Origin of the sequence: Exiguobacterium sp. s183 (assembly GCF_018617655.1) — a bacterium.
Taxonomy (GTDB): domain Bacteria; phylum Bacillota; class Bacilli; order Exiguobacteriales; family Exiguobacteriaceae; genus Exiguobacterium; species Exiguobacterium aestuarii_A.
Genome location: NZ_JACSKN010000004.1, coordinates 193,092 through 219,113, shown reverse-complemented (window position 1 = coordinate 219,113; position 26,022 = coordinate 193,092). Strand labels below are relative to the sequence as shown.

Below are 26,022 nucleotides of genomic sequence, written 5' to 3'. Positions count from 1 at the left end.
TTCTTTCATTCTAAACGTTTCAAAAGAGTCGAGCGAGGATGTTGCCTAAAGTGTCATTCCCGCTTGATAGCTGACGGTCATCCCGTGGATCTCTGGAATGGCTCCGTTCATTTCAGCGAGCGTCGTTTCAAACAGTTGACGACCAATCTGTTCATTCGGAGAAAGCATCGTCGACAGCCCGAATGCCCGACTAATCGGATGTCCGTCAAACCCTAGCATGGCGACTTCCTCAGGAATGGCGACGTGCCGTCGTTGCATCTCTCCCAAAAATCCAAGAGCGACATAATCCGACGAGAAAAAGAGCGCTCGAGGACGCTCTTTTTGAGAGAGGAACGTTTCTGCTAACCGAATACCGTCCTCACTCGTCAAATAACCGGTCCAAATCCATTGCTCACGCGCATGTGCTACTTCATCGAAATAGGCTTGCTGACGCGCAAGGGAGCTCGGACTATGGCTTCTTGACAAGATGATTCCAATCTCTTCATATCCATGCTCCTGTAGCACATGAATACCTGACACGAACGACGCATAATGGTCGACATGGATGGATGAGATCGTCTCCGGTGCGCCGACGGTCGCTACGGCAATCGGTCCGTATGCACGATACGTCTCCATTTCCTTAAAGGACATTTCGTGCGACAAGACGATCGCCCCATCGACTTCGCGATGCTTCAATAAATCGAGTGCTTGTCGCTCCTCACTAAGCTTATACTCCGTCTGCCACATGACGAGTCGGTAATCGTGCTCGAGGGCCGCTTTCGCAAGCCCGTTGACGAAGAGACCGTAATACGGATGATCCATATAAGGTAAGATAACGACGACGCGTTGTGTTTTCCCCGTCGACAACGTCAACGCCTGTTGATTTCGCAAATACCCGAGCTCTTTCATCGCCGCATGGACACGGGTCCGTTTTTCCTTCGATACATACGGATGCTCGTTCAACACGCGCGAGACCGTCGTCACCGATACGTCAGCGTGCTTCGCGATATCTCGAATGTTTGCCATTCGCCCCACCTCAACTTGTCAGTCTTTGCATATAGTGTACCCACTCTACTTGCTGACTGTCACCTCTTTCGACGACTTGACTTCGAATCGCTTGAACGAGACGGAAGCGCTCCTCTAACGGTAAGTGAAGAAACTCTTCCTGGAAACGGCTACACAACATTTTCCCGAACGGTGTATACAACTGATTGATGACGAGTTCGTATACGATTCCACTGCACCATGTCTTCCACGTTGTCGGTTTCATATCGGTTCCCCTCCCTTTGTCTATACCGTATCTTCTGAAACGCGTTTCAGAGCAAGGTCTTTTTTGAAAAAAGTTTATTTCCGAACATTATTTATTGGTAACTTTCATTTTTCATGTTTTTTACTCAAAACAATTGACGGGAATCAAACATTTTTGTATAGTCATCAAGTTGATAACGTTAATTTAAACATTTTTCTCAATTAATGTTCGGAAATAGATCGAAATAAGGAGTTTTATCGATGAATATTTTTCAATTGAAACAACATGGTACGAATGTTAAACAAGAAGTGACAGCCGGAATCACAACGTTCGTGACGATGGCATATATCTCTGTCGTCAACCCGGCCATTCTATCTGACGCTGGGATTCCATTTGCTCAAGCTTTCACGGCGACGATCATTGCCATCCTCATCGGAACAGGCTTAATGGCATTTTATGCGAACTTGCCGATTGCTGTGGCACCCGGTATGGGGCTCAACGCTTTCTTCGCTTACACGCTCGTCGCCCAAGAACAAATCGCACCATCCGCCGCACTCGGCGTCGTCTTCGTCTCGTCCGTCTTCTTTTTAATCTTGTCGCTTTCTCCGATTCGGACAAAACTGATTCAGGCGATCCCGACTTCGTTGAAACATGCGATCACGACCGGAATCGGTCTCTTCATCGCTTCGCTCGGATTGAAGTTATCAGGATTGATTGTCGCAGATGAGGCAAACTTGGTGCGTCTCGGTGACGTATCCTCACCAGAAGTGTTACTCGTACTCGGTGGTTTAATCGTCTCGGCACTTCTCTTCTCGCGCAATGTCCCCGGTTCGTTATTGATCGGGATGCTACTCACTGGAATCGCGGCTTACTTCATGGACATCTTACAAATCAGCGGTGTCACGGCAATGCCGACACTTCCAGAAGGACTCATGGTCAACCCGGTAACAGCATTTAGTGATGTCATTCAATATGGATTATTCGGTGCCGTCCTCTCGTTCTTCCTCGTCACATTGTTCGATACGACAGGTACACTTGTCGGTGTCGGGAAACAAGCTGGTCTCTTAAAAGAAGACGGAACGATTGAAAATGGTCACCGTGCACTCTTTGCCGACTCACTTGCCACAATGGGTGGTTCACTCGTCGGGACGAGTCCTTCGACGGCATACATCGAGTCTGCAGCCGGTGTCGCACAAGGTGGACGTACAGGTCTCACAACGGCCGTCGTCGCTGGTTTGTTCGGATTGACGCTCTTCTTCAGCCCGCTCATCGGTGCCATCTCTGGCGTTGCGGCGATCACAGCTCCTGCACTCATCATCGTCGGGGCGCTCATGTTGACGAACGTACGTTATATCGACTGGAGCGACTTTAGCGAATACTTCCCGGCCTTCATGACCATTTTGATCATGCCGCTTTCAGGAAGTATCGAACGTGGGATCGCATTCGGGTTCATCTTGTACCCGATCTTCAAAGCGATGAACAAAGAGACGGTTCACCCGCTCATCTACTTGTTCGGCGCACTCTTCATCTTGGAAATGTTTTTCCTATAATTTAGACACAAGATCTTCGTCATATGACGAGGGTCTTTTTCTGTTATACGTGACAGAATGCTGTTTTATATCAGATTACGGATGAATTATCATTCAGTGAGATGTGTTATCAATTAGACAGGATTTTACAAATAAATGAGTTTTTCTCTCCATTTTTCTGTCACTTTCCTACGTATTATGAAATAATGACCTTGAAATTGCTATCATGAGAAGAAAGAAGGAATGGCTATGCCGAATGTAGCTTTATTCGTCACTTGTTTATCTGATACGTTGTTTCCATCCGTCGGACAAGCGACAGTCGAACTACTCGAACATTTAGGGTGTGAGGTGACCTTCCCTTTTGAACAAACGTGTTGTGGGCAACCTGCTTATAACAGCGGCTATCATGAGGAAACGAAAAAGATTGCCAAGCATATGATTGAAACGTTCGAACAAGCAGATGCGGAATATATCGTCGGACCATCGGGATCATGTGTCATGATGATGCGCGACTATCCGCATTTGTTCCAAGGTGATCCAGTATGGGGTCCTCGGGCAGAGGCACATGCCGCCAAAACGTTTGAGCTGACGCAGTTCATCGTCGATGTACTCGAAGTCACTGATGTCGGCGCCAAATTTCCCGCCAAAGCGACCTATCATGCGTCTTGTCATATGACCCGCCTTCTCGGAATTGAAGCGGCGCCTGGAAAGTTGCTAGGAAACGTCGATGGACTGACGATGGTTCCCCTTGCGAACGTACATAACTGTTGCGGGTTCGGAGGGACGTTCTCCGTCAAGATGCCGGACGTGTCGGTGCAGATGGTGGACGAGAAAGTCGAATCGATTTTACAGTCCGGTGCAGACGTTTTGATTGGGGCGGATGCATCGTGTCTGATGAACATCGGCGGACGCCTTCATAAACAGGGACATCCGATTAAAGTGATGCATATTGCCGAAGTCTTGAACGAAGGAGTGAAACGAGCATGAGCATGGGGATTCGGTTAGATGAGAAGTTTCAGGATCGCCGCAAGGACGGGATTGAGGATGCGTTCATGCGGCAAGCCGTCAGTTCAGCTCAAAACCGGCTACGGGATGGACGGTTGGATGCTGCGGGTGAACTCGGAGACTGGGAAGCGTTCCGTGACCACTCGGAAGAGATTCGTCAACACGTGCTCGAGCATCTCGACTATTACTTGTATCAATTGAGCGAGAATGTCTCAAAACGAGGTGGGAGCGTCTTCTTCGCAGAGACGCCAGAAGAAGCGAACCGTTACATTCGGGAAGTCGTTCGTTCGAAACAAGCCAAACATGTCGTGAAATCAAAATCGATGGTCACAGAAGAGATTGGGTTGAACGAGGCGCTCCAGGAAGAAGGATGTACCGTCGTCGAGTCCGACCTTGGGGAATGGATTTTGCAACTCGACGAAGACCCACCGTCTCATATCGTCGCCCCTGCCCTGCACAAAGACCGCAACGCTGTCCATGAGACGTTCACCGCTCACGGCTATACCGGCTCGAACGATCCGACCGAACTCGGGCGCTATGCACGACAAGAACTACGGAAAGACTTTTTAAAGGCAGAAGTCGGCATCACCGGCTGTAATTTTGCCATTGCAGAGAGTGGAGCCGTCGGGCTTGTGACCAATGAAGGGAATGGACGCATGGTGACGTCACTTCCTGACACGGTCATTTCTGTCATGGGGATGGAACGCATTGTCCCTTCTTATGAAGAATTCGAGGTACTCGTCAATATGCTTTGTCGAAGCGCGGTCGGTCAACGCCTCACGTCATACATCACGACATTCGCCGGGACGCGCGCGGTCGGTGAAGTCGATGGTCCTGAAGAATTCCACCTCGTCATCGTCGACAATAAGCGTTCTGGCATTCTCGGTACACAGTTCCAATCGGTCCTGCAATGCATCCGTTGTGCGGCCTGTATCAACGTCTGTCCTGTCTATCGTCACATCGGCGGGCATGCATACGGGTCAATCTATCCTGGTCCGATTGGTGCCGTCTTAGCCCCACTGCTAGATGGATACGAGAACTATAAAGAACTTCCTTATGCGTCGAGTCTTTGTGGTGCCTGTACAGAGGCATGCCCCGTGAAGATTCCGTTACACGAGCTGTTGATTGAACACCGCCGCGTCATCGTTGAGGAAAAGAAACAATCACCTTTCGTGGAACGAATTGCGATGAAAGGATTTGCCGTCACAGCATCAAGTCCGTTCTTATTCGAAGCAGCGGAACACGTCGCACCGTTTGCGACATCACCGTTCGCCACATCTGGTCAGATTGAAAAAGGACTGCCGGCTTGGACGGACTCGAAAGACTTGCCACAGCCGAACAAACAGACCGTCCGAGACTGGTTCAAGAAACGGGGGAACGCCTGATGAATCCTGGTACAATCACAAACCGTGAAGACTTTTTACAACGCATCGCCAAACAGCTCGGGCGTGAGGTCGACCTCACCCCACCGAAACGCGAATACAAACATCGCCCACAAGACGACGTGTTAAAAGATGCGAGCGAAGAAGAGCTACTCGAGACGTTTCGCATGGTCGCGACACGAATCCACACCGATTTGGTGGAATGCGAATCCACGCATCTCGATGATACGCTTCGCCTCTTGATTGAACGTTACGAAGGAACACGAATCCTCGCGGAGAACGATAATAGAATCTCCGCTTGGGCTCCCTCAACGAGCGAGGCGTTCGCATGGTGGGATTCGACAAAGCCGGACACGAGCCGAGAGCTCGCCGCACGTGCCGACATCGGCATCACGATTGCGGATGCAGCGTTTGCGGAAAGTGCGACAATCGTCCAATATGCGAAGCCTGGAAAATCACGGACAATCAGTCTGTTACCGCAAGACCATATTGCGATTATCCCGAAATCTGTCCTTGTCCCACGTATGACGCAAACGGCACAACAGCTTGCCGCACTCGATCGAGATGGTCTCCATTCCCCGAACGGCGTCAATTTCATCTCCGGTCCGTCGAACTCGGCCGACATCGAAATGAACCTCATCGTCGGTGTTCATGGTCCTGTTCGAGTTGCCTATGTGTTGGTACATGATTTATAAGCGTAGCCCCTCCATCGATCGATGGAGGGGCTACGTTTATCCTGATACCGTGACGCTCCCATTTGAGCTTGTTAGTTTCACTTCAATGGATCCTTCACCGAACACGCACTCTTTCGACCGTTCTCCGAACACATTGACTTTTCCATTCCGTGACTTCGCCCGAATCGTCACATCTTCCGGACGTTCATCCACGTGCAAGTCAATCTTTCCGTTGTTTGTCTTCAAACGAATCGGCGCTTGAATCGATTGAACGAGGCAGTCAATCCGGCCGTTCGACGTCTTGGCATCAATGGCTCCTGTGACGTGATCAACATCGATTCGACCGTTCGAGGAATGGATGTTGATGCGCTCTAGCTGAGAGTGCTTCGCTTCAACACGACCGTTTGAGGAATGAAGCTCCCAATCGTGACCATGACAGTCTGATGCGAGCACTTTCCCGTTCGATGTGCGAAGTTCGCCATGACGTGCTTGAATGTGATGTGCGATGATTCGCCCATTCTCGCTCTCTACGAGTAAACGTTCCGCTTGAAGATCTTGTACATCACTCGAACCGTGACGATTCTTCAATTGAATTTGATGATAGGCGTGATGAGGTAGCTCGACCCGAAGGACCGGTGCTTTTGACCCAAACCACGAAAACAAATCAGACAGACCGAAACGACGTTCGGATTCAATCCGGATTTCTAACGTGTCCCCGACGATATCCATGACTACCCCATGGTCGGTCTCTGTTTCAAGTGTCGCGTACGCATATCCATCTTGTGATGGTGTCACGAACACCTGCGCATGTTGAACTTGAATGAGGACACTTTGAAAAGCTACGGTCGAACTTTTGACAACTGCAGGCGGTCGTGTCGACTCCGCTACTTCAAAATCGACAGACGCGAGTAGTTCCGATGCGAGTACGCTCGGTTCCCCTAACTCACGCGCCATCTCTTCATCACTTCTTCCTTCTAATCGACCGCTCGTGAAGTACTCAGACACATCTCGTAAAATATCGAGGCGATCTTTCACCTTCACGTTCATCAATAATTGCTCAAGCTCTGACAAGTACTGTTCTTCATTCATCTGTCGTCTCCCCCTCGGATTAAGTCATTGACGCCGTTCGTGAATACATTCCATTCTGTTCGTAACTCAGCCAAATGTGTAAGCCCTTGTTCCGTGATCTGATAGTACTTCCGCGGCGGCCCTTCTCCGGACTCCATTAAATACGTTGTGAAATAGCCCTCTGTCGTCAAGCGACGCAACAACGGATAGACGGCACCTTCTGAAATGGCTACTTTGGCCGAAATCGCTTGGACGAGTTCATAGCCGTAGCGGTCTTGTTCCGCTACAAGCGCCAGCACACAAAGATTGAGTACGCCCTTCTTGAATTGAGGATTCATGATCCCACCCCCTACTATACATAGAACAATAGCACATCAACCACTACTATTCAATAAACAATAGTATTCATTCCCCTGATTTCTCAATATCTAGCTTCTGAGGAGGTGAATCTGTACAATAAAAGAACGACACTCGTAGGATATTTGTCACAGTCGGAATGTTCATCATTCTAGGAAGGAACGGTCTTTATGAAGTCATGGATTGACCAACGGATCGGAAGACAATTTTTATTCGTCTTCTATTTATTCATCGGACTGATCCTCCTCACATCACTTGCCGTATATGTGTATACGGAAAACCAAATCGAACAGACGACGTCATCGCTCGAGAACATCAGTGAACGGCGCACGAATGCGACCGAATTGTTCGAGACATGGCAGTCGATGCAATATGAAATGCGCGGCTACGTACTCCTCGGAGACGATGCGATGCTAGAGCGCGTACAAGATAAACAAGTTTTGATTGACGAACAGACGACTTGGTTCGAACAGAACGCCGTAACCGATAAGGAAAAAACGTATGCGAGCGATGCCCGTACACTGTTTGTTGCTTATCAAGAACGCGTCATGCCGAGCCTTGAACGTTATGTAGAAGGAAAGCGGGACGGAAGTGTGACCGAACCTTTTTTAAAAATGCCAACGCTCGGGAAGGTAAACCCTCAAAAAGAGCCGCCGGCAGACCGTAAATTTAAAATCAACTCGAAAAGTGCCGCGGATATGAGCGCGAGCATCGTCGATATGGAGAGCGTCTTCACGGAATATCGGAACTCACTGAACGCAGAAGAGGATGCGCTCCGTGCTCAACTTGCGACACATACGAAATGGGCACAAGCTCTCTGGCTCCTCTCCTTGCTCGGAGTTCTATTCATTCTCTTCATCGTCGCTCGCCCTTACGTCAGACGCTTAACGGGTCAACTTCAGGAATTGATTGAAAACAGCAAGCGCCTTGCCGGAGAGAAGCAACCGGTCACGCCGGTCACCGTTCAATCTAAAAACGAAGTCGGTCAACTGACGACCTCATTCCGTCAGATGGCTTCGTCACTCACGACGCAGCGCCATCGAATCGAAGAAGAGCGTGAGAAGACAGCGCGTCTCCTTCACTCCATCCGCGATGCCGTCATCTATATCGAGCACGCAACAAGCGAAAAAGTGGCCAACCAAGCACTCTTCGTCTTGTTTAACCAACCGATCACAAAGCGAAATGAAGTCGACTTATACAGTTTAGACGCCAGTCTCGAAGAACTTGGACTGCAGGTCGACCAAAAGGATGACTTTTTCGCGTTCATGGAGCGGTCGTTTGACGGACAGTGTAAAGAAGAGAGCGTCACGTTCTCGATGAATCAGGAAGAACGCTTCATTCAAATGTATGCGGAGAAGATTTACTTGAGAGGAACACGCCACGGGACGATGCTCGTCTTCCGTGATGTCACGCATGAGACTGAGGTCGACCGTTTGAAAACCGAACTCGTTTCGACTGTCTCCCATGAACTTCGTACCCCACTCACGAGTATCATCGGATTCACTGAGCTTCTCCGTTTCCGAAAACTTTCAGCCGAACGTTCCGAAAAATATTTAGGGATGATTCATCAAGAGACATTGCGTCTCGAAGATTTGATTTCCAACTTGCTCGATGTTCAACGGATGGAATCAGGACAACAGACGTACCATAACGAATCGGAGCGCCTGTCCGACATCCTGAAACAGGCCATCGCGGTGCATCAAGGAGCAAGCCAACATCATCAAATTTCGTTTGATTGTCAGGAAGATCTTTATGTATATGGAGACCGAACGCGACTCAATCAACTCTTCATGAATCTACTTCATAATGCTGTGAAGTATTCTCCTCATGGGGGAGACATCCATGTCCGTGTCGCATGTGAGCGACCGGATTGGATTGATATTTCGATTGAAGACCATGGAATCGGGATCCCTCAAACCGCGCTGTCGAAGTTGTTTGACAAGTTTTATCGCGTCGACAATTCCGCTAGCCGCAAAATCGGAGGAACCGGCCTTGGTCTCGCGATTTGTAAAGAGATTGCAGAAGGTCATGGCGGCACAATTCACGCCACCTCGAACATCGGTAAAGGGTCCATTTTCACCGTCAGTCTTCCGAAAATGGATGTAACGAGTCAGATGAGTAGCTAAACGAAAAGAGGGTGCGATAGCGCACCCTCTTGTTTACTGTACTTTATTCTCTGGACCGAATGATGGATAAAGTGATAGTCCACCATCCGCAAAAATCGTTGTCCCTGTAACATATGACGATTCATCCGACGCGAGCCATGCGGCAACGGCAGCGATTTGTTCCGGTTTCCCGATGACGTGAGATGGGATGAGTGCCTCTAACCCTTTCTTCTCTTCTGGGTCGCTCATCGTCTCTTCGTTGATTGGTGTATCGATTGCCCCTGGTGCGATCGCATTCACACGAATGTGATTCGGTGCATATTCGAGAGCGACTGATTTCGTAAACATTTTTACGCCGCCCTTACTTGCTGCGTAATGTGTATAACCAGGACGTGGAATGACTTCGTGAACAGAAGACATGTTGATGATATTGCCTTCAATTTTGTTCTCAACGAAGTACTTCAAGGCAGCACGGACACCAAGGAACGTTCCGTTCAAGTTGACGTCGATAATCTTCTTCCAATTGTCGAATTCCATCTCATGTGTTTTCGCCTCGACTTGAACGCCGGCGTTATTCACGAAAATATCCATTTTCCCGAACTCAGCAATGGCTTTTTCAATCATCTTCTCCGCGAGTCCTTCTTCCGAGACGTCCCCTTTTACGGCGACGGCTTTCCCACCACCTGCCTCGATGCCACGGATGACTTCTTCCATCTCTTTTTCACTACTACGATAGTTCAGGACGACATTCATCCCTTCTTTCGCATAACGCTCACCGATTGCTCGACCGAGACCTTTCGAGCTTCCCGTGATGACCGCGACTTTTCCTTTTAATTCTGGATAGTTTGCCATGTGAACTCCTCCTTCATCTTCTCGTTTTTAGTTCCCACATTCCCCTCCTCATCAAACATGATTGGCTGCATTTTGAATATTTGAAACAAATCAACTATACTGAAACAAACTATTCGTTTTCAGGAACTGCCTGAAAGACGTTTGATCTTATACTCAATGGAGGTGACTCCCCGATTTTTGGGGGAATTGTTGGACAGTCCCATGTTACTCAGCTTACTCATCGTTGCGCTCTTAATCTTTTTGACTGCCTTTTTCGTGGCAGCCGAATTTTCAATTGTGAAAGTGCGTGGCGCTCGACTCGACCAGCTCGTGCTTGAAGGAAACAAGAAAGCGGTCAGCGCAAAAAAAGTCATCGAGAATATCGACGACTCCCTTTCTGCATCTCAGTTCGGAATTACGCTTTCTGCACTCGGACTCGGGTGGATTGGTGCCGATCAAATCGAAACATATATCCACACGTTGGTCGACCAGCTAAACTTATCGCCATCTCTCGTGACATTCTTGTCGTTCCTGATCGCATTCTTACTCATTGCGTTCCTACACGTCGTCATTGGAGAACTTGTGCCGAAAACACTTGCGGTCCATGAAGCCGAAAAGTTGACGCTCCTTGTCGCACGTCCGCTCTACGTGTTCACGAAAATCTTCTACCCGTTCATTCGTGCCTTGAACAGTATGGCACGTCTCACCCTCCGCTTATTCGGGGTGCAGACGACGGCTCAGGAGACGGCACACTCAGAAGAAGAGCTGAAAATCATCATGACGGAAAGTTTCCGCAGTGGTGAAATCAACGAAAACGAGTTGGCATATGTACAAAACATCTTCTCGTTTGACGAACGAATCGCCAAGGATGCCATGGTTCCACGTATGAACATGGTCACAATCGATGAAGAAGATACGATTGAAGAGATCATTTCAGTTGTCGAAGAGCACCAGTATACGCGTTATCCGGTCACACGAGATGGCGACCGTGACGACGTGCTCGGATTCGTGAATGCAAAACAACTCTTCACTGCTCAACTTTCAAAAAATGACGCACCGTTCGAATCGTTCATTCATCAATTGCCACTCGTCACCGAGTTCACACCGCTTCAAGAAGCGATGGTGAAGATGCAAAACGCGCAGACGATGATGTGTTTAGTCATCGATGAGTATGGGGGTACTGCCGGCCTCTTAACGATTGAAGACATCTTAGAAGAAATTGTCGGTGAGATTCGCGACGAGTTCGACCGAGATGAACAAGCAGAAATTACAGAAATTGCTCCGAAACATTACCGTCTCTCTGGACTTGTGTTAACACAAGAACTCGAGGAACGGTTCGGGATCGAAATCGAAGATGATGTCGATACAGTCGGCGGATTTGTCTTATCGCAAAAAGCGAACGCTCGGACGGGCGAACGCTTCCTCTTACCTGGCGACCATGAATTGATTGTCAGTGAAGTCGATAACCACCGGATTGTCTTCGTCGACCTGATTTTGGCCTCACATGAAGAGGAAGAGCCTCTCTCAGAATAAGGTTTCTATCAAACCCTTCTCCTTGATTTGGAGAAGGGTTTTTCATGTGTGAACCGAACTGTCGCTATATTTTCGCCTCTTGCCGTGATATACTGCACATATGTTGCTTATTTGAGTGTCACGCACTCAATGACACAACATCACCGAAACATGGCGAGATGTTCGGTTTAAACAGAAAGAAATAGAAAGAAGGTTACGCATGGAACGCAAACTATTTTTGATTGACGGTAACTCCATGCTGGCCAGTGCTTACTATGGTGCCGCCGCGAGCCGAACGAAAAAAGGACGCGAGGTATCCAAAAACGATCGGAGTGCCGTCATCGGAATGACCGGCCTCATCCGGACGATTCTACGTAGACATCGTCCGACTCACTTTGTCGTCGTCTGGGACGTCTCACGTGAAACATTATGGCGTCGAGAACTCTACCCGGGCTATAAACGCCGCAGACGTCAAACACCGCCTGAATTGAAAGCGCAGATGGAACTCATGCGCCAACTACTTGAGGATAGTGGAATTCCACAATTCCAAGTAGAAGGCTATGAAGGGGAAGATTTAATTGCCCACATCGCACGTAAATTCAGTTGCAGTGCACCTGTGGTCATCATGACAAAAGACAAAGACTTGTTACAGCTTGTCAGTCCACGAATCACCGTTTGGTTGCAAACACAGGAGCTTCAGCAAATGCAGGCTCGCTGTGACATTCGTGATAACCGTCCGTTACCGCTCAAACGTCATTTAGAAATTCGACCAGAAGAGATTGCGGCGTTATACGAAGGGTTGAAACCGAAACAGCTGTCAGCCGTTAAAGCGTTGACGGGAGACCGTTCAGACGGAATTCCACCCGTTGCGGGACTTGACGAAAACCAATCGGTCCAATTGATCAAACGATTCGGTTCGCTCGATAAGCTGTATTCTGCCTTGAGTATTAAAGGTGATAAACGACAACAAGTAAATGAAACGATCGCGGCACTGACGTCAGAGGAGGTGCCCCGTAACTTGAGACGAACACGCAAAAAAGCAGAGCGCAACATGGAGCTCGTTCGTCTTGATGTCACGGTGCCGGCACTTGACCATTTGAAGTTGGCTCATCTCGAGCTCAGCCTCAACCCGAAGCGAGTCGAGCAAGCGTATCAAAAACGCGGACTTCGTCTCTCCTTCAATGCAGGTCAGAAGAAAACATCCGCACGTTAAAAAGAACGGTCGCTCATGCGCCCGTTCTTTTTATATGCACAGTAATTCCATCTTCATCCGTCAACGTCCATTCAGACGATGTTCCACCTAACGCCTGGTTTGTCTCTTCGTTGACAAGAAGTGTCCACGCTTCGAGTCCGGCTTCGACCCCTAGAGCTTCACTCGGACGTGCCCACACGTTCGTGCCGATGTGATGATGATACCCGTCTGCCGCTAAGAACAGTGCCCCCGGATAAGAATCCGTCGTAACAGAAAATCCGAGTCGGTCATGGTAGAAGCGTTTCGCTGCTTCGATTGACCGGACTTTAAAGTGCACATGTCCCATCGTCGTGCCAATCGGTAACCCTGCGAATGGTCGATTCACTGCAGCTTGAAGCATCGATTCATAGTCGACCGGTTCAGTCGCCATTTTCACATGCCCGTTCGCTTCATAGCTCCATTGCTCTTTCGGACGATCGGCATATAGCTCAATCCCGTTCCCTTCTGGGTCACTCAAATAGAACGCTTCGCTCACTAAATGATCGCCTTGTCCGACTTCGATGCGTTGTTCGATAAGATGCGCCAAGATGCTTCCTAACGCTACACGATCCGGTAATAGAATCGCTAAATGAAACAACCCTGCCGCTCGCGGATTCGTCTTCGCCTGCGGAACATGGTGCAAGATGACGAGCGGACGCTCTTTCGTTCCGAGCGTGGCAAGCTCTTCGGTTTCTTCAAGGACACTCATCCCAATCACGTCTACATAAAATTGTTTCATCTGTTCGATGTCACGGACGCGTAGCGTCACCGGTCCTAGTTCAATATTTTCGATTTTCATATACAATCACCTCACCTTCACTATACCCGCTCGGCTCACATTGCAGAAGTAGGCACAAAAAGGTGGTATAGTTACTTCAACGATACTAATGGAAAGGAAGAATGATGTGACCAAGATAACAAGCTGCGAAGTCGATACGGCACTCGAACTGATTACAGGAAAATGGAAGCACTCCATCCTCCTCGTCCTGATCAATGGGGATACGTTACGCTTCAGTGAGTTGAAACGAGCGTTACCAAAAATCAGTCAAAAGATACTGACCGCACAACTCCGTGATTTAGAAGAACAAGATATCGTCATCCGGACCGTCTATCCAGAAGTCCCTCCCCGTGTCGATTATCGCTTAAGCGAGTATGGAAAAACACTAATCCCGATTCTCGAAGCGATGAACGAATGGGGAATGCGTCACGCGGAACGGATGCGCTCCAACTAGTTGTCCACATGTGGATAACCGTTTTAACCGATTTCATTTATCACTTATCCACAGGAGGTCGTCATGATTCGTTATCCACAGTTTACCGGTCATCAAATCGGTGTCACCGCTCCCTCGTCAGGTATACCAACAGAATTACACCATTTATTGCATCAAGCAGAACAGAAGTTTTCCGATCGAGGGTTCACGTTACAATTCACTCCGAATGCGTGGAAACAACAATTAGGGAAGTCCTCCCCGGCTCGCGTACGAGTAAATGAATTGACCAATCTCCTTCAAAACGACACTGTCGACTTGATCATTCCGCCTTGGGGCGGAGAACTTTTAATGGAGATCCTCGACCAAATCGAGTGGCAATCCTTACCCGCAAAATGGATGCTCGGTTATTCAGATACGAGTTTGTTGCTCTTCGTCTATACGCTAAAAACCGGAATCGCCTCGGCCCATGGTCCAAACCTGGTCGATTTACGTGCGGATATTTGGGATGAGACGAGTTCACGCTGGTTAGATGTATTGTCGACGCGGGTCGACGAGACGGTCATCCAACGCTCGTCTGAGAAGTTTCAAAAGGAATGGCAGCATGACAATCCGACGCCACACCTGTTTCATTTGAGTGAAACAACGGAATGGAAAGCGATTGGGGGTCAACACGCGACAGGTCGATTGCTTGGTGGATGTCTCGATGTGCTCTTACATACAATTGGGACACCGTATGGCGACGTCAGGACATTCCAACACGATTACCTGAATGATGAACCGATTCTTTGGTATTTTGAGAATGCCGAGATGAACGTCCCCGCATTAAAAAGGACCCTCCTTCAAATGAAGTGGGCCGGTTGGTTCGATCAGACGTCTGGTATTCTGTTTGGACGAAGTGATGCCCCATCTGTGCATCAAGACTATACGACTGAGATGGTGTATGAGGAGCTCCACCACATGTTAGAGGTTCCTATCTTTTTCGATATCGATTTCGGACACGTTCCGCCGCAGATGACGCTCGTCAATGGGGCCCACGCTTCCGTCCAAGTCGAGCATGGTCAAGGGACATTGATTCAAACGTTCAAGGGCTGATGCGTCAGCCCTTGATTTGTTGTAGTAATAATTCTAAACGTTTGCGAAACAGTCCTTGCGGGAATTTCGCTACTTGTTCTTCGATGACCGATACCCAGTCGTCTCCGCATCCGTTCAATGTTCCCCTTAATAACCCTTCGTAGTAAATCGCGATATCGACTAAACTATGTGCTTTCCACTCGTCTCTGTTTTCCCATAGTGCCAATAAACACTCTCTTCCTTTTTCCGATTCCCCTCGAAAAGCGTAGTACACACCTTTCGCCATCGAAATCGCCGCAATGAACGGCTCAACCTCTGTCGTGAGTGATTCCATCAACTTGACGTTTTCCCCTAACAGATCAATATGTCGATATTCCATCGCATAGAGCGCTTCGGAAAGTGCCACTTTGATTTCTGCCAAGCGGTCTTCCGTGAATTGAATGTATTGCTTCGCCTTTTGTAAAGACTCACGAACATGCTTTTCATCGTTCAAATAGAGCGCACAAATCGAAATGGTGCGATACACGTCATCCGCACGGTAGTAGATTCTTGTTCGTTTCATATACTCGAGCACGTCTTCAAGCTGTCGAATCGAATCTTCCAAATCCTCGTCACAAAGAAGGTTTTTAAATACAATCAACATGACGTACTCAGTTCTCGTTTTCGTTTTCATGTATTTCGCATCAAGAAGTTCGATCGCGTCAATCCGTTCAAGCGATTCTTCAAATCGGTTCCACATCAATAAATAATAAGCCTGGCTGATTCGTCCCATTGCCAATTCCTCAGACTCACCTAGCTTCTCAAAAATTTCAATGGCACGATCGTAGTAGGTCAATACCTTCTCATTTTCTCCTTCTTGAAAGTACGTATCCCCATACAACATGTATGCTTTACCTTGCCACACGGAGTTCATTTCTTCTTTTAAGTATGGGGAAAGCATCTGTCGTATTTCTTGATCTGGCCGCGAAACGAGTGTCATTTCTTCATATTCTAACTGCTCGACCATCGTTTGTAGTTCAGCTTCTTTCGGGTCAATCAATAACTGCTGCATCGACACATCTAACCGACTTGCGAGTTCTCTTAAACTACGCATCGATGCCTCCGCTTTCCCATTTTCAATCATACTGAGCATCGATTTCGTGACGATCCCTTCCGCCAACTGCGTTTGGGTCATTTTCTTCTGTTTTCGTAACGTTTTAATTCGTTCACCAATCATATGCCACCTCTATAAGTTAAATTATATTGAACTTTATGTTTACATTTCACTCACTTGCCTTTATGATAATGTTAAATCACATTTAACTAATTTGCAAAGGAGTGTTCTCTATGAAATTCTTTTCTTCCAATTTATCGATTTTATTACTCGGTAAATTCATGTCACTGTTCGCATCCAACTTATTTACGTTCGTAGCAGGATTAACGGTGTTGACGACGACTGGATCTGGATTACAATTCGCATTTGTTTTACTGGCAGGCACATTGCCACGCGTTCTTTTGTCGCCATTTGCAGGCGCTTATGCGGACAAACTTGACCGAAAACGAGTCATCATCAAGATGGAGTCTCTGAATGGAGGATTATTTTTACTCGCAGGGATCGCAAGTTTGCTTTGGACGTTCGAAGCACCTTCCTTTTATGTCATCACATTCTTCTTATCTATCGTTTCCACCTTCTTATCGGTCACGCTATCGAGTTCGATCCCCCTTCTATTCGAAGAGGAAGAGCTTCAACGTGCCAACTCTCTCATTCAGAGCATCATCTCCATCTCAAGTATCGGCACTCCGCTTCTTGCCGGAGCACTGTTTAAACTCATACCGATTCCAGCTTTTTTATTCAGCTCAGCCCTATTCTTCATGATTGCCGCCTTGCTTGCTTCTCGACTCACATTTCATCAGAAAGAGGTTGCTCCAACCGAACAATCTACCTGGGAAGATGTACGGTCTGGTCTCTCTTATTTGAAGCAGCAACGCGTTTTATGGACAGTCGCCGTTCTAGCTGCCTTCTTGAATTTCTTTTTCGTCGCGACAGAAGTGTTGTTCCCGATAGCCGCGCTACAAGAGGTCGGCGTGTCTCCGTTTCAGTTCGGACTACTTGAAAGCATGGTTGCCATTGGATTCTTAATCGCTTCTTTACTTCACGCCTTGCCACTATTTAAAATCAAACATCGCCTGGCGACCATGCGATCTGCACTGACCATACTCAGTGTTCTATTTATCGGCCCTGCCATTCCATTATATTTGAACTTCAACGTCCTCACTTCGATTTTCTTTTTCGCAATGTTCGCCTTATTGAGTGGTTTCTTTATCGTACGTGTCAACGTTCCGATTCAATTGCTCTTACAAACGAATACGGATCCGAATTATTTAGGTCGCGTGATTGGGGTACTCGAGTCACTTGCGATGGGTATCACACCAATCGGTTTTATTCTATTCGGGGTATTGAGTGATCTTGTACCAGTCTCATATCTATACACCGCATGTATGATTGGCCTACTCCTATGTACCTTCACACTCACATATCGGATTCGCCATGACATCCAAGCGGAACGAGAAGCTCAGTCAATTGAACAAGCGTCTTAACAAAAAAAGACATCGAACGAATCAGTTCGATGTCTTCTCTGTTGACGGGAGTACCCGTTTTTCTAATAAAAATGGTCCGAATGGGATGACGGATGCCATGACGGCAAGCGTCAGCACTTTAAAGCCCCAACGGAAGCGCCACGCCATGTACATGGCCGCAAGTACGTAGGCCACAAACAAGAAACCGTGCGCTGCGCCGACAATACTGACCGCGAGTGGAATACCCGCCATGTATTTCAATGGCATCGCGATAAACAGTAACAACAAGAAGGACACACCTTCTGTGTAGCCAAGCCATTTAAAATGAGTCGTAGTCATATGCGTTCTCCTTTATCTCTGTAGGCTATATCTATCGTAGCCGAAACATGAGAGGTTTGTCACAGGAGAGTGCACAAAAGTTACGAAGCTATTTGACGATTTGGTGAACGATGCAATACTTTCGTTTCGACAAAGTTGCGAAGGAACAGACCGTCGACTCCGATTTTCCCTGCGTTATGTCCAGCAACCAAAATCAATACAGATACGATCAACATCGTTGGGTTCGTACTGACCGTTCCAGAGAGCAAGAAAGCCATGTTCATGACAAGACCGAAGAACGCCGCGCTACGTGTGAGTGCACCGAGCAATAACCCCAACCCGACCAAAAATTCACCATAAGGAATAAGGACATCGAATAATCCAGCGTTCGGAATTGCAACGTTTTCTAAGAATGCAGCCCACCATCCTGCGACGGCTGGATGTTCTCCAGTCGCAAGTGTCACCGCGTTGTTTAAGAATCCTTCCGTTCCAAAACCACCTGTGATTTTACCCAAACCTGCTGTTAACCAATGATAACCGAGCCATACACGTAACACCGTCAAGATTGCCGTAGCGATGTTATGATTTTGCCAAAATTTCGTGAACATGATGATTCCTCCCTTTCAAGAAGTTGAATAAATGAATAATGTGATTACATTCACAATATACCATCTATGTTCACTATTTCACATATGTATTTTTGTTTGTTCATGATTCGTCCATATGTACGTCACACTCTATTCACATCCATCAAAAAGACGCCTACTTGAGGCGCCTTTGAGGATTTTACAACGTCACATCTTGTGGTGGTTGACCCTTCTTGTTCATCACGCGCATCGATTCTGGCTCGATTTTAAGGATGACCAGTTTCGGATCGTCTGGTCCATCAAACCAGCCCTCGAGCTTGTCGTTCCACACTTTTTCTTTCATCGATTCATCATCTGACACAGTCGCTTTCCCTAAAATTTCTAAGTACGTGTCGCCGACCCCATCGCCATCATAACCAATCAAAATATGCGTATATGGATTCTTCTCTAATTCCGCCACCTTATCTGTATCGTTCGAGGTTGCTGTATAGAGTGTGAAATCATCATGGAAAAATGTCATGTAACGACTATGTGGCTTCACCTTATATACGGTCGCCATCGTCCCTACATTACTTGAATCTAGAATCTTTAATGCTGTTTCTTTTGCACTCATTCCGAATTCCTCCTTCATGGTTTGTCGCTCGTATACTGTTCCCTCAAACCACACGATTAAACACAAAAAAACCTGCTCGCCGATGCGAGCAGGTATCATATTCCTTAGAAAGGAAGATTAGATTTTTTCAACGTTAGAAGCTTGTGGTCCACGAGCTCCGTCTGTGATTTCGAAAGTTACTTCTTGGCCTTCTTCAAGTGTTTTGAAGCCGTCGCCTTGGATTGCTGAGAAGTGTACGAATACGTCGTCTCCGCCTTCCATTTCGATGAAGCCGTAACCTTTTTCTGAGTTAAACCATTTTACTTTACCTGTGTTCATGAATGAACCCTCCTGAAATAAACGCTATGCGTTATAGTAGTGCCTTACTAGAAAAAACTTGACCAAAAAAAATACAAGCCTCTGGATTATCTAATGAAAAATAATCCCAAGCACTTGTGAATTATGATTCCAGCTATTCTTAATTAAGCACATATTGAATATAACACGACTAGATGCTTCTGTCTAGTAAATACTTCTGATTGCTAAAAAACAAGGCGAAACGGGTACATGCTAGAGAAGATGATGCTAGGAGGATTTATTATGAAAAATGCAAAGGACCCGCAATCAATCGCTTCGATGATTGCCTCATATTCTGATTGGTCGGAAGAAGACCTCATCCAGCGAACACTCGAATGGCACCGCTCCACGCGCGAGACATCTTACTCAGAGCAGCAACATTCCATCCCTTGCCGAATTCCAATGACTGAGCGCATTACGCCTGTTCAAACGTCACTCCCGCTCGAACAAATGGACGGAATGGTTCGTCCTGTTTGGATGCGCCGCCTCGATGCGGAATATTTGAATCTGATGCAGGTCACAAAACAACGTGTTGATGTGACAGACTATGGCGCCGTCGGGGACGGACAAACGGATTGCACGCTCGCTTTTCGTCTCGCCCTCCGCTCCAATCGCCGTGTCTTTGTCCCGGCAGGTGTGTATATCGTTCGGGGCATTCGCCTTCCTTCGAACTGCGTGTTAGAAGGTGCCGGACAGGACGTCACCATTCTAAAACTATCCGATCGTGCCCCAAAGCATCGAAGATTGTTACGAAACGCCACCCCATTTGCGGGAAACCATCATATCGAGGTATGTCACCTGACGCTCGATTGGAACGTTGCACGATTAGGCGATGCGAAACGAACGACGAGCGGTGACACGTCATCGAGTGCCTTGACGTTTGCCCATGTGACGTATGGCTGGGTGCATCATGTGACGGCTAAAAATGCCGGTCTTCATGCGTTCGACATCACGTCTCCACACTATCATTACTTAGGGGACGGCCTCCGTGCCGCAAACGGCAGTCGGTATATTCATCTTGATCACCTTGAGGCGACGAACTATGGGGATGACGGAATCACGACACACCATAGCGATGCCATTTATATCACTAACTGTTATTGTCATCATCCTCATGGTCGAACGCATGCTGTTGGATTTTCAAACTCGAATGGCATTGAGATTGATGATGGATCGCGGCACGTCACACTCGTGAACAATAAAAGTGAAGGATGTTTTGGTGGAATCGAAGTAAAGGCACATGGAACCTCGTCAGCGGCTCATGACGTTCATATTTTTGGACACCTTTCACTTCATGACAATCGCTCATTTAACTTCCGTCACATTGGTCATCATTTAGCAGACGATCCCGATTCGGCGACAGCACGCTTTCTGTCTGGTACGAATTTAGTATCCGTCGAACCGGTTAGAAGCTCGCTATACGCGAAATCCTCTCCACGAAGCCTGGTCGTATCGGCCTATCAAGACGTCTTGATCCATGGATTGACCGCGATTGGTGATCCGACTTACGATTATGAAAAACATCCGGCACTGGCGGTTCAATACAAGTCTCGACGCGTTCAATTACATCGCATCTCCGTTCGTGGATTTACAACCTCGAGAGCTGATCTCGAACTGTTTGGAGGGGATAATCGGACCGATGAAGTGACCATCGAAAACTTACGATGCCATGAATCTGCGCCAATCGCGTTAAGAATAGGACGTCAACTGGAGAAGATTGCACTTCATCACATCGAAGGACAGAAAAAAAGCGGAGATGTACTCATCTCCACGAAAAGTCCGATCGATGTGAAAGACATATTTGCTTACGGATTCTCAGCCCGAGTGCGTTCGGACGTTTGAGCCGCCTCGACAAGCCGATTCAATTTGTCCTCATCGAGTTCAAGCGAGCTTTCTTTCTGTTTGGCCATCATCCGGACGATCGCTTTGTCTAAAAAGCCCATTCGTTCAAAGTCATACCCACTTCCGACGACTTCGACGAAATAAGCATGTTCGCGCAACTTGTCACGATAAGCTTCTTCTAGCTCACGAATCCGCTCCGACTCTGTCGGTGTCCCGGCACACAAATATAGAGCGAGAGGATGCTCCAGCAAGTGTGCCTCATGAAGCGACAACCATTCCTTCATCTCGTCCTGGATGGTACCCATTCGAATCGAACTGCCGACGATGACGTGATCCACCGTCTCCCACATGACGTTCGGCTCTTCTACGATATTTTGGACATGAACGTCTCCCGATAACCGTTCAGCGAGTAAAGACGCCACTTTTTCACTCGTTCCATATCTGGAAGAGTACGCGATTAAAGTACCCATGTCGTTCCCTCTTTTCATGTCAGACGTTACTTACACTATTCCCGAATCATGAGAAGAAGATACGCGACCACTCAAAAAAGCTCGCCGTCTGGCGAGCTTTTCGTCACAGTTTATACACTTGTGCTTCGTAAGAACGAAGGTTGAACGGTTCAATCGGTTCCATGTTTCCGATGACGCGTTCTTTTACGTCATATGGTAAGTCACGTTGTTGTGTGTCACCTGAGAAGTTACAGAGCACGAGCCATGTTTCTCCTTCGAACGATCGTGTGAACGCATAGACCGCCTCATCTTCCGGGAGTAAGAGCTCATACTTCCCATAGACGACGAGCGGATTGGCTTTACGGAGCGCAATCAATTGACGGTAGTAATGGAAGAGCGAATTCGGGTCTTTTCGTGCCGCTTCCGCATTGATGTCGACATAGTTCGGGTTGACCCCAATCCATGGTGTCCCTGTCGTGAAGCCACCATGTGCTTCATCCGACCACTGTACCGGCGTTCGTGAATTGTCACGTCCTCGCTCATGAATTCCACGGAAAATCTCATCGTGCGTCAACAACCCTTTTGATGTGTAGTCACGGTAGGCGTTCAACGTTTCGATATCTCGGTACTGATCAATCGAATCAAACGCGACGTTTGTCATCCCGAACTCTTCCCCTTGATAAATGTAAGGTGTCCCTTTCAATAGATGAAGAAGTGTCGCAAGCATCTTCCCGGAACGGACGCGATATTCCGGAGAGTCGTTCCCGAAGCGCGAGATGGCACGGGGCTGATCATGATTACTCCAATACAGGCTGTTCCACCCTTCTTCTTCTAGTCCTTCTTGCCAACGCGAAAAGATCGTCTTCAACTCTGTGAGTTTCCAGTCCGTCGGATTCCATTTTCCGAAGCTGCCGTTCCCGACATCTACATGCTCAAAATGAAAGACCATGTTCAGTTCGTTACGGTCTTCCCCTGTATACAGTTTCGCTTCTTCCACACTGACCCCTGGCATCTCACCGACCGTGATCGTGTCGTATTTCGATAAGACTTCTTGATTCATCTCTTGCATGAATTCATGGATACGTGGCCCGTTAAAGAAGAATGGCGTGCCGTCACCGTAACCTGTTCCTTGCGTTTGACCATTCGGATAACTCGGGTCTTTCGAGATCATATTGATCACGTCCATCCGGAACCCATCGACCCCTTTATCGAGCCAATACGTCATGAGATCGTACACTTCACGACGAAGCGTCTCGCTTTCCCAGTTCAGATCCGGTTGTTTTTTACTGAATAGATGAAGGTAGTACTCATCGCTCGCCTCATCATACTGCCAAGCGCTGCCGCCGAAGAAAGCTCCCCAGTTCGTCGGTGGCTGCCCATCTTTTCCTTTTTTCCAAATATAATAGTCACGATACGGACTCTCTTTTGAAGAGCGTGACTCCATGAACCATTGGTGTTCATCAGAAGAATGGTTGACGACAAGGTCCATCATGATTTTAATTCCGTGACGGTGTGCTTCCTCAAGCATCGCATCAAAGTCGTCCATCGTACCGAACTCGTCCATGATGGCACGATAATCACGAATGTCGTATCCATTGTCGTCGTTCGGCGAATCGTATACCGGCGAGAGCCAGATGACATCGATCCCGAGTTCTGCCAAGTAAGACATCTTCTCCGTGATCCCTTGGATATCACCAATCCCGTCGCCGTTCGAATCATTGAAGCTCCGTGGATAAATTTGATACACGACTGCTTCTTTCCACCATTGTTTCATGTTACGTCCTCCTTGAAATTCATTTCCGTTTCAACGCTTTCATCGTACTGTCTTCAAGGAATCATGACCATCCATGATATGATTAGGATATGTACAATTTTGCTATAAAATGAGGAGACTATTATGGAAATCGGCTTTTGTGGCTATTCGTATCATACAACGACCTACACTTTTCCGTTCGCTAACTTACTCGATACGTATCTGATTCGCTTACAGACAGAGGGGACGGCTCGGATTGTGATCAATGGAGAAATGATGATCACACGACCTGGTGACGTATTGATTGTCCGTCCGGGTGACTTCTATGAAATGCACGTCGATACACCTGCGAGCGGAGACTATCACATCTTTTGCACCGGACATGCGATGGATACGTGGTGGCATGCCACGCCTCGGGAGCGAAAGTATACCATCACCATCGATTCCCGCCTACTTTCACTATGGCAACACATTACAGAGGAAGTGCGCCGTCCATCATCTGAACAAAGTGCCGTACTAATTGAAACTCTCGTTCAGGCGCTTCTACTCATGCTGGATCGTTCAATTCAAGATGTGCATTCTCAGGCGCGACCTCCAGTCGTCTCTCGTATGATGCGCTTTATCGAATCGCACGTCACGAGTGACTTCAAAGTGGCAGACATCGCCGCAGCGGTCGGACTCAGCGTTTCACGAACCGTTCATCTTTTTAAAGAAGAGACCGGGATGACGATCATCGAATATGCGCAATCGATTCGCTTACAGCTTGCCGAAGAGCAAATGCGCTATACAAAACATTCGTTAGAAACGATTGCGGAACTGTCTGGATTTCGAAGTTATCCATATTTCCACAGAATTTTTAAACGGAAATATGGCGTAGCACCAGGGGTTTATCGTACTCTTCAACAAAAAAACGAAAAAAAATAAAAAAAGAGTGATCCATTTTTTGAACCGCTCCGTTAGATGGGTGTAAATAACGACAACAACACTCACTTACGAAAAGGAGCGATTACACATGAAGAAGAAGACGTTAAACAAAATCGTAGCACCGGCACTAGCCTTAGGACTACTCGTACCGGTCAACGCACAGGCAGCGGATCACACACCGACAGCAAGTACACCAGCAGGTGACCTTCGCGCCACACTCGATCAACTCTTATCTGAGCACTACGTATTAGCGGTCACATCGATGATGAAAGGATACGACGAGGCAGCAGATGCCGAAGTCGCGGATCAAGCACTCGATCAAAACGCGCTCGACATGACGCCAGCTATCGCTTCAATCTACGGTGAAGAAGGCGCTGCACAATTTGAAGACATCTTCCGTGGTCATAACGACTACTCAGATGATTTCGTAGAAGCTGCAAAATCAGACAACCAAGAACTACGCATGGAAGCTGAAGCTGAAGTTGATGAGTTCGTAGAAGAATTCTCAACATTCCTCGATGCAGCGACAGAAGGTAACTTACCGAAAGAAGCGGCAGCAGATGCACTTGAACTTCATGAAGACCAAGTCCTCTCTGTATTCGATAACTATGTCGAAGGAGATTATGAAGAAGCTTACATGACGTTCCGTGAAGGCTACAAGCACATGTTCAACATCAGTAAAGCCCTCTCAGGTGCAATCGTCACACAAATGCCTGACAAATTCACGACTGGAGCAGACACACCAGCGGTAGAACTCCGCTCAACATTGAACAGTCTTGCAGGTGAGCACTTCGCCCTCGCTGCAATCGGTATGCAAAAAGGATATGACCAGGCAGAGGACTATGACTACGTAACATGGGCAGAAGACCAGAATACACTCGACTTCAAAGCGGCCATCGCATCTGTATATGGTGACGAAGGTGCTGCACAGTTCGAAAAAGTCTGGAACTCAGATCACATCACAGCACAAGGTGATATCGTAGCTGCTACACTTGAAGGTGACGAAGCGAAAATCGAAGAAGCACGTATGCGTCTCGACCAATTCGCTGTCGACTTCAGCACATTCCTCGATGCAGCAACAGAAGGTAACTTACCACAAGCTGCTGGTGAAGAAGCCATCAAACAGCATGAGACACTCGTACTCGACACATTCGATCAATACGTCGCAGGCGATGCAGAAGCTGCTTGGATGTCATTCCGTGAAGGATATGCGTTCATGTTCGGTGTTGGTGAAACACTCGGTAACGCAATCGTGACACAAATGCCTGACAAGTTCGCAGAAACAACGATGCCTGAAGAGATGCCTGAAACAGGTCTCGGTGGTGCACAAGAACAATCAATGAACACGCTCTACGCTGGCTTAGCTGTACTTGGCGGAATCTTACTCGCCTTCGTAACGCTTCGCAAACGTAAAGTGTCTGAACAATAATCAATAAGGAG

The 26,022-nt window shown here is 47.7% G+C and carries 26 protein-coding genes; 13 read left to right on the top strand and 13 right to left on the bottom strand.

Annotated elements, in window-relative coordinates; translation table 11 throughout:
• Positions 1-45: 45 nt before the first annotated feature.
• Positions 46-1,005: a LacI family DNA-binding transcriptional regulator gene (locus KNP62_RS11250; protein ID WP_214785578.1), complete on the bottom strand. Its 960-nt coding sequence runs from the start codon at positions 1,003-1,005 to the stop codon at positions 46-48.
• 10 nt (positions 1,006-1,015) lie between these two features.
• Complete coding sequence (locus KNP62_RS11245) at positions 1,016-1,249, bottom strand: hypothetical protein (RefSeq protein WP_214785577.1); 234 nt, start codon at positions 1,247-1,249, stop codon at positions 1,016-1,018.
• Positions 1,250-1,494: 245 nt separating this feature from the next.
• Between KNP62_RS11245 and KNP62_RS11240 the strand changes: the two genes are divergently transcribed.
• The 4 genes from KNP62_RS11240 (at position 1,495) to KNP62_RS11225 (ending at position 5,839) form a co-directional block, all read left to right on the top strand.
• Entirely contained in the window at positions 1,495-2,778 is a 1,284-nt protein-coding gene (locus tag KNP62_RS11240) for an NCS2 family permease (protein WP_214785654.1), read from the top strand.
• A 228-nt stretch (positions 2,779-3,006) separates the two neighbouring features.
• On the top strand, positions 3,007-3,744 hold the full coding sequence (locus tag KNP62_RS11235; RefSeq protein ID WP_214785576.1) for a (Fe-S)-binding protein: 738 nt from the start codon (positions 3,007-3,009) through the stop codon (positions 3,742-3,744).
• 2 nt (positions 3,745-3,746) lie between these two features.
• Positions 3,747-5,147 carry a LutB/LldF family L-lactate oxidation iron-sulfur protein gene (locus KNP62_RS11230; protein ID WP_285800618.1) on the top strand — a complete coding sequence of 467 codons (1,401 nt, stop codon included), beginning with the start codon at positions 3,747-3,749 and terminating at the stop codon, positions 5,145-5,147.
• Positions 5,147-5,839: a LutC/YkgG family protein gene (locus KNP62_RS11225; protein ID WP_214785574.1), complete on the top strand. Its 693-nt coding sequence runs from the start codon at positions 5,147-5,149 to the stop codon at positions 5,837-5,839. The genes KNP62_RS11230 and KNP62_RS11225 overlap by 1 nt, the downstream gene beginning before the upstream one ends.
• Before the next feature lie 36 nt (positions 5,840-5,875).
• On the opposite strand, the gene KNP62_RS11220 is transcribed toward KNP62_RS11225, so the two are convergent.
• Positions 5,876-6,907 carry a DUF4097 family beta strand repeat-containing protein gene (locus KNP62_RS11220; protein ID WP_214785573.1) on the bottom strand — a complete coding sequence of 344 codons (1,032 nt, stop codon included), beginning with the start codon at positions 6,905-6,907 and terminating at the stop codon, positions 5,876-5,878.
• Positions 6,904-7,224 (bottom strand): PadR family transcriptional regulator, encoded by a 321-nt coding sequence (locus KNP62_RS11215; RefSeq protein ID WP_214746862.1) that lies wholly within the window; start codon positions 7,222-7,224, stop codon positions 6,904-6,906. The genes KNP62_RS11220 and KNP62_RS11215 overlap by 4 nt, the downstream gene beginning before the upstream one ends.
• A gap of 189 nt (positions 7,225-7,413) precedes the next feature.
• Here KNP62_RS11215 and KNP62_RS11210 point away from each other — a divergent pair, with 189 nt between their 5' ends.
• Positions 7,414-9,369: an ATP-binding protein gene (locus KNP62_RS11210; protein WP_214785572.1), complete on the top strand. Its 1,956-nt coding sequence runs from the start codon at positions 7,414-7,416 to the stop codon at positions 9,367-9,369.
• A gap of 33 nt (positions 9,370-9,402) precedes the next feature.
• Here KNP62_RS11210 and KNP62_RS11205 read toward each other — a convergent pair whose 3' ends face one another.
• Positions 9,403-10,200, bottom strand: a complete 798-nt coding sequence (locus KNP62_RS11205) for a glucose 1-dehydrogenase (protein WP_214695826.1) — start codon at positions 10,198-10,200, stop codon at positions 9,403-9,405.
• A gap of 189 nt (positions 10,201-10,389) precedes the next feature.
• On the opposite strand from KNP62_RS11205, the gene KNP62_RS11200 reads away from it, so the two are divergent.
• A complete protein-coding gene (locus tag KNP62_RS11200) occupies positions 10,390-11,712 on the top strand; it encodes a hemolysin family protein (protein WP_214695824.1) in 1,323 nt (440 codons plus the stop codon).
• Between the two features lie 199 nt (positions 11,713-11,911).
• Positions 11,912-12,904 carry a 5'-3' exonuclease gene (locus tag KNP62_RS11195; RefSeq protein ID WP_074034157.1) on the top strand — a complete coding sequence of 331 codons (993 nt, stop codon included), beginning with the start codon at positions 11,912-11,914 and terminating at the stop codon, positions 12,902-12,904.
• Positions 12,905-12,917: 13 nt separating this feature from the next.
• On the opposite strand, the gene KNP62_RS11190 is transcribed toward KNP62_RS11195, so the two are convergent.
• Positions 12,918-13,721 (bottom strand): VOC family protein, encoded by an 804-nt coding sequence (locus tag KNP62_RS11190; RefSeq protein ID WP_214785571.1) that lies wholly within the window; start codon positions 13,719-13,721, stop codon positions 12,918-12,920.
• A gap of 106 nt (positions 13,722-13,827) precedes the next feature.
• On the opposite strand from KNP62_RS11190, the gene KNP62_RS11185 reads away from it, so the two are divergent.
• Both KNP62_RS11185 and KNP62_RS11180 read left to right on the top strand, forming a co-directional pair.
• Positions 13,828-14,154: a winged helix-turn-helix transcriptional regulator gene (locus KNP62_RS11185; RefSeq protein ID WP_214790236.1), complete on the top strand. Its 327-nt coding sequence runs from the start codon at positions 13,828-13,830 to the stop codon at positions 14,152-14,154.
• 63 nt (positions 14,155-14,217) lie between these two features.
• Positions 14,218-15,225, top strand: coding sequence for a S66 family peptidase (locus KNP62_RS11180; protein WP_214785570.1), 1,008 nt, complete (start codon positions 14,218-14,220; stop codon positions 15,223-15,225).
• A 4-nt stretch (positions 15,226-15,229) separates the two neighbouring features.
• On the opposite strand, the gene KNP62_RS11175 is transcribed toward KNP62_RS11180, so the two are convergent.
• Positions 15,230-16,420: a helix-turn-helix domain-containing protein gene (locus KNP62_RS11175; protein WP_214785569.1), complete on the bottom strand. Its 1,191-nt coding sequence runs from the start codon at positions 16,418-16,420 to the stop codon at positions 15,230-15,232.
• A 110-nt stretch (positions 16,421-16,530) separates the two neighbouring features.
• Here KNP62_RS11175 and KNP62_RS11170 point away from each other — a divergent pair, with 110 nt between their 5' ends.
• Complete coding sequence (locus KNP62_RS11170; protein ID WP_214785568.1) at positions 16,531-17,781, top strand: MFS transporter; 1,251 nt, start codon at positions 16,531-16,533, stop codon at positions 17,779-17,781.
• A 21-nt stretch (positions 17,782-17,802) separates the two neighbouring features.
• Here the strand turns inward: KNP62_RS11170 and KNP62_RS11165 are convergent, their stop codons facing one another.
• The 4 genes from KNP62_RS11165 to KNP62_RS11150 form a co-directional block, all read right to left on the bottom strand.
• Positions 17,803-18,099, bottom strand: coding sequence for a DUF3817 domain-containing protein (locus KNP62_RS11165; protein WP_074034148.1), 297 nt, complete (start codon positions 18,097-18,099; stop codon positions 17,803-17,805).
• Positions 18,100-18,179: 80 nt separating this feature from the next.
• Entirely contained in the window at positions 18,180-18,686 is a 507-nt protein-coding gene (locus tag KNP62_RS11160; RefSeq protein WP_214785567.1) for a DoxX family membrane protein, read from the bottom strand.
• Positions 18,687-18,864: 178 nt separating this feature from the next.
• On the bottom strand, positions 18,865-19,278 hold the full coding sequence (locus tag KNP62_RS11155; protein WP_214785566.1) for a pyridoxamine 5'-phosphate oxidase family protein: 414 nt from the start codon (positions 19,276-19,278) through the stop codon (positions 18,865-18,867).
• A gap of 117 nt (positions 19,279-19,395) precedes the next feature.
• A complete protein-coding gene (locus tag KNP62_RS11150; protein WP_015880427.1) occupies positions 19,396-19,596 on the bottom strand; it encodes a cold-shock protein in 201 nt (66 codons plus the stop codon).
• 261 nt (positions 19,597-19,857) lie between these two features.
• Between KNP62_RS11150 and KNP62_RS11145 the strand changes: the two genes are divergently transcribed.
• Entirely contained in the window at positions 19,858-21,456 is a 1,599-nt protein-coding gene (locus KNP62_RS11145; RefSeq protein WP_214785565.1) for a glycoside hydrolase family 55 protein, read from the top strand.
• On the opposite strand, the gene KNP62_RS11140 is transcribed toward KNP62_RS11145, so the two are convergent.
• Together KNP62_RS11140 and KNP62_RS11135 are read right to left on the bottom strand one after the other, a co-directional pair.
• Positions 21,420-21,926 carry a flavodoxin domain-containing protein gene (locus KNP62_RS11140; protein ID WP_214785564.1) on the bottom strand — a complete coding sequence of 169 codons (507 nt, stop codon included), beginning with the start codon at positions 21,924-21,926 and terminating at the stop codon, positions 21,420-21,422. The genes KNP62_RS11145 and KNP62_RS11140 overlap by 37 nt on opposite strands.
• Positions 21,927-22,029: 103 nt before the next feature.
• Positions 22,030-23,679: a glycoside hydrolase family 13 protein gene (locus KNP62_RS11135; protein ID WP_214785563.1), complete on the bottom strand. Its 1,650-nt coding sequence runs from the start codon at positions 23,677-23,679 to the stop codon at positions 22,030-22,032.
• A gap of 123 nt (positions 23,680-23,802) precedes the next feature.
• Here KNP62_RS11135 and KNP62_RS11130 point away from each other — a divergent pair, with 123 nt between their 5' ends.
• Positions 23,803-24,582 carry an AraC family transcriptional regulator gene (locus KNP62_RS11130; RefSeq protein WP_214785562.1) on the top strand — a complete coding sequence of 260 codons (780 nt, stop codon included), beginning with the start codon at positions 23,803-23,805 and terminating at the stop codon, positions 24,580-24,582.
• 88 nt (positions 24,583-24,670) lie between these two features.
• Positions 24,671-26,011 carry a copper amine oxidase gene (locus KNP62_RS11125; RefSeq protein WP_214785561.1) on the top strand — a complete coding sequence of 447 codons (1,341 nt, stop codon included), beginning with the start codon at positions 24,671-24,673 and terminating at the stop codon, positions 26,009-26,011.
• Positions 26,012-26,022: the final 11 nt, after the last annotated feature.